The organism is uncultured Shimia sp. (assembly GCF_913054185.1).
Lineage (GTDB): Bacteria > Pseudomonadota > Alphaproteobacteria > Rhodobacterales > Rhodobacteraceae > Shimia.
Genome location: NZ_CAJXIV010000152.1, coordinates 1 through 4715, shown reverse-complemented (window position 1 = coordinate 4715; position 4715 = coordinate 1). Strand labels below are relative to the sequence as shown.

6 protein-coding genes are annotated in these 4715 nt (G+C 56.5%); 3 read left to right on the top strand and 3 right to left on the bottom strand.

What is annotated here, in order from left to right; genetic code table 11:
• Nucleotides 1-890, bottom strand: an 890-nt coding sequence (locus QZ517_RS19565; protein WP_294230586.1) for a threonine-phosphate decarboxylase, incomplete at its 3' end; no start/stop codon positions are given.
• Nucleotides 891-985: 95 nt separating this feature from the next.
• A complete protein-coding gene (locus tag QZ517_RS19560) occupies nt 986-1960 on the bottom strand; it encodes a glutathione S-transferase family protein (protein WP_294230584.1) in 975 nt (324 codons plus the stop codon).
• Between the two features lie 211 nt (nt 1961-2171).
• On the opposite strand from QZ517_RS19560, the gene QZ517_RS19555 reads away from it, so the two are divergent.
• Complete coding sequence (locus QZ517_RS19555; protein ID WP_283425618.1) at nt 2172-2525, top strand: hypothetical protein; 354 nt, start codon at nt 2172-2174, stop codon at nt 2523-2525.
• A gap of 51 nt (nt 2526-2576) precedes the next feature.
• Here QZ517_RS19555 and QZ517_RS19550 read toward each other — a convergent pair whose 3' ends face one another.
• A complete protein-coding gene (locus QZ517_RS19550) occupies nt 2577-3749 on the bottom strand; it encodes a MalY/PatB family protein (protein ID WP_294230580.1) in 1173 nt (390 codons plus the stop codon).
• A gap of 112 nt (nt 3750-3861) precedes the next feature.
• Between QZ517_RS19550 and def the strand changes: the two genes are divergently transcribed.
• Nucleotides 3862-4374 carry a peptide deformylase gene (def, locus tag QZ517_RS19545; RefSeq protein WP_294230577.1) on the top strand — a complete coding sequence of 171 codons (513 nt, stop codon included), beginning with the start codon at nt 3862-3864 and terminating at the stop codon, nt 4372-4374.
• A 57-nt stretch (nt 4375-4431) separates the two neighbouring features.
• On the top strand, nt 4432-4715 hold a 284-nt coding region (locus QZ517_RS19540; RefSeq protein WP_294230574.1), incomplete at its 3' end, for a peptide deformylase.

Sequence of the window (4715 nt, the reverse complement as noted above, 5' to 3'; positions counted from 1 at the left end):
TACGGAAAAATGCGGGTCCAGATGTGGTGCCGCGCGAGGTGGTTTTGCCACTTGGCGGCATTGTCCACTTCATACAGGCGAAACAGACTGGTCCCGCCACACAGGCTCGCGCCGGCAATCTGCATCATGTGATCCAACCGTGCGCTGTCTCTGCGCAACCGCTCGCGTGTTTCTAACGCCCAGCCGGTTTCAAGCAAAGCCGAGGTGCCGATTGTCAGAGCGGGACCGGATACGGCCCAGGGACCTGTGAGGTCAGCCAACCGTGCAATCAACTCCGGCGCGCCAATGGCAAAGCCGAGGCGCACACCGGCAAGTCCCCAAAACTTACCAAAGCTCTTAAGCACAATCCGGCCAGGTTGGTCCGCCACACGGATCATGCTCCAATCCGGCGTGACGTCGCAAAAGCTCTCGTCAATCACGGCAAACGGCGCGGTGAGGTCATCCACGGACCAAAGCCGCCCGGTTGGGTTGTTCGGGTGTACCACCACTTGCGCATTGGGCGCTTCATTGCCCAGTTGCCATCCTTGGGCTGCAAAGGCGGCCGCGTGCTCATTGTAGGTTGGAGTCTCAATCTGCACCGTGCCTTGGTCCAACAAAGACGGAATGCGCGCAATCAGTGCGGAGGCGCCGGGTGCGGCCAATATTGCCGCCCCATCCGGCACCTTCCAAAACTCACGAGCAGCTTTCAGCAAGCCGTTTTGCGCCACTTTGTCGGGTAGGCGTGCCCAATCGTCCATGAGGATGTGGGGCATAGTGTAAGGCACCGGATTGATGCCGGTGGACAGATCCAGCCAACTGTCACGGCTGCCGCCCCATTGATCCCTCGCGGCATCAAGCCCGCCGCCGTGGTCGCGTTGCTCCGGATTGGCTGTTTGGGTGGAGGTGTTCATGTCGCGCCCTGCTGTGATCCTGCAAGGCGCGAGTACTCTATCTCCCCGCCCCAACGCAAGTAATCACGCAACGGGTGAGTAAGCGGAGCGTGTGGCTAGCCGCGTCCGTGCGGTTCGTCATAATCAATCACCGGATTGATCGGGACAATTTGATGTGGATTGATGCTGGTGTGACTGCGCAGATAGTGATCCACAATGTGCTTGAAGTTCACCGTCTCCGCCACGCCTGGGACTTGATGGAGCTCACGCGTGTAAGCCCAGAGGTTGGGATAATCCACAATCCGCTTCCGGTTACATTTGAAATGCAGATGGTAGACCGGATCAAAGCGGATCAAGGTGGTGAACAACCGCCAATCAGCCTCGGTGATCTGATCCCCCATCACGTAGCGGGTCTCCGACAGCCGCGCTTCCAGCCACTCCAATGTGTCAAACAACGGATAGATTGCAGCATCATAAGCAGCCTGCGACGTTGCAAACCCACATTTATACACACCGTTGTTAAAGGTGTCGTAGATCCGCGCGTTGACCTCTTCAATAGCGTCTCGCTGCGCCTTTGGCCAAAAATCCAACGTATTGCCGGTCACTCCGTCAAACGCGCTGTTGAACATGCGGATGATTTCGGAGCTTTCATTGCTTACGATTGTTTCCTGCTGCTTGTCCCAGAGGATTGGTACAGTCACGCGGCCAGAGTATGTTGGGTCTGCTTTGGTGTAGACACTATGCGCGTGGCTTAATCCATACAGCGTATCGCCAGTCGCGCCATGATCATCGGTCTCAAACGTCCAACCCTCGCTGAACATATCCGGGTGTACGGCAGAAACGGTGATGTGCTCTTCCAGTCCCTTGAGTTTACGGAAAATCAGCGTGCGATGCGCCCAGGGACAGGCGTAAGACACATAGAGGTGATATCGCCCACTCTCGGCTTGAAACCCAGCTTTCCCACCTGGTCCCGCGCTGCCATCAGCGGTGATCCAGTTGCGGAACTGCGCCGCCGAACGCACAAATTTACCGCCGTGTGATTTGGTGTCATACCACTGGTCGGTCCATGTTCCGTCTACAAGCAAACCCATTGCGCATTCCTTTATTCCTAACTTGCCCTCAACCTAAGCCGGGTTTGCTCCTCAAAAAACCAACACACGCGCGCGAGTGTTGCGCGTATTTGCACAGCACTCGGTGGGAACAGTTCCTAAGGCTACCGCTAAGGAACCAGACTGTTTACCAAATCTTCGCTTGACCAGTGCAGCATGGTGGGATGCAGTGAGACGAACGATGGAGAATCCAATGAGCACTTATTTATCTGCCGAAGTGCAGGCTGGCTTTGATGCCGCGCGCAAAAAGGCGCTGAAACAGAGGCACCGGCTTCGCGTTGAAGCGGATGGTTTGAGCGTGCGCGTTGTGCGTTTTCTGGACGATGGTTTCACACTGGATGCCGAAACCGCGCCACGTCTGCCAGGGCTGGTGAACCTCTATGATGGATCCAAGCATATTTCGCAGTGTCTGGTGGTTGCCACCGACGAAGAAGACGGCGAAATGCACTATGAATTCAAACGTGCCACGCCGGTCACGGATCAGGCGCCGGTGGACTATTACCAAAGTGAGCCAACCCCTGCTGGATTGCTTGGACGCCCGCACTAAACGGAGTCCTCAAGACCAAACAAAAGGGCGGGGAAATCCCCGCCCTGTTTTTTACTGAAGGTCTGAAAATGCCTCAGCCAATCGCGAGGCCGCTTCTTCCACCCGCGCTCGTGGCGTGGCGATATTGAAGCGCAGAAAATCATCGCCGCCTTGGCCAAACGTCGGGCCGTGGTTCACGCAAATTCGCGCCCCTTGTTCCACGCGCTGGGTGAAATCCTCTCGGCTCATGCCTGTGCCAGAAAAATCTACCCAGCTCAGATATGTCGCTTCTAGTGGCATGGATGACAGGCCGGGAATGTTTTGTATCGCTGTGTCCAAAACCTTGCGGTTGCCGTCGAGATATTCGATCAACCCGTCAACCCAGGCCGCCCCTTCTTGCGAATAAGCCGCCTCAGCCATGAACAGGCCAAAGCTGTTTGGCGACAACCCCATCGCCCCCATACGGGCTGCAAACTTCGCGCGCAGAGCCTCATCGGGGATGATCACATTGCCAGTCAGGCCTCCAGCGAGGTTAAACGTCTTGGTGGTGGCGGTCATCATCACCAAACGGTCCAGAATGCTGGGGTCGACATTGACCATCGGGATGTGGGTTTTGCCCGGATATACAAGGTCATGGTGGATTTCGTCGCTCACCAGAATGAGATCGTGGCGCTTACAAAAATCGGCCACGCCCTGAAGCTCTTCCCGAGTCCACACACGACCACCTGGATTGTGCGGGGAGCAGAGGATGAACATGGTCTCATGCCCCTTCATCTGCGCATCCCAAGCGTCAAAATCCATTTCATAATGGCCATTGTTGTTGATGAGTTCGCATTCCACAACTTCGCGGCCCGCGGCCTTAATCACCCGTGCAAACGCGTGATACACTGGCGTGGTCAAGACAACGCCATCGCCCACCGCGCTGAAGGTGTCCACACAAAGCCCGGTGCCGTTCACCAACCCATGTGTGGTGAAAATCTCGTCGCGCTCGACGGACCAATTGTGGCGCTCCTTCATCCACCAGCGGATGGCGTCGCGATAAGCGGCATCGTCACCGTAATAGCCAAACACGCCGGTGTTGATCATGCCTTTGATCGCATCGGTCACACAGGCTGGTGGACGGAAATCCATGTCAGCCACCCACATCGAGATCCCATCGTCGGCGGACACACCATAGATTTTCTCCATCATGTCCCATTTCACGGAATGGGAGCCAAAGCGGTCGATGTTCTCGTCGAAATTCATTGCGGGTGTCCTTTGCTTAACAACGCAACCGCACGCTACCGATTTGCGCCTCATGTGCAACCCCGCAAGCTACCCCGTTGCGCAGAAGGCGCGACTGTCCTAGATGGGGGCCATGATCAAACCTATTCTCATCCACCCCGATCCGCGCCTGAAAAAGGTCTGTGCACCCGTGTCTGATCTCTCCGACGATCTGCGCAATTTGGCCAAAGACATGCTGGAAACCATGTATGACGCACCGGGCATTGGCCTGGCCGCGCCGCAGGTTGGCGTGCTTGACCGCTTGATCGTGATGGACTGCATCAAAGATGGCGATCCGGAGCCGGTGGTGATGTTCAACCCCGAGGTGCTGTCCAGCTCCGAAGATCTGAACGTCTATGAGGAAGGCTGCCTGTCAATTCCTGAGCAGTTTGCCGAGGTGACCCGTCCTGAATCCGTCCGTGTTGGCTGGATCGACATGGAGGGCAATCCTCAGGAAAAAGACTTCGATGGCCTCTGGGCAACCTGCGTGCAGCATGAGATTGATCACCTCAATGGCAAACTGTTCATCGACTACCTAGGTCCGATGAAGCGCCAGATGATGACCCGCAAGTCGCAGAAGATGAAACGAGAGCAGGCGCGCGGCTAGTCCGCAGCCGGAACAATCGGTGTAGCAACCGATCACCTTGTCGCTGGAGCGCATGAAATGACTGTTCGAACTTGTATTCCATGGCCTGACAAACGCCTGAGCACTGTCTCTGAAGCTGTGGACGCAATCACCGATGAGGTGCGTCAGGTCTGGGACGATCTGATCGACACCATGTATGCCATGCCCGGCGTTGGCATGGGGGCTAACCAGATTGGCGTCATGCAGCGGCTGATCGTTGTGGATGCCACTGAAGAGGGCAAGTCGGCCATCCGCATGGCCAACCCGGAAATCCTGCACGCCTCCGCACAACCACGCGAGCACGAAGAGGCCAGCCCAAATCT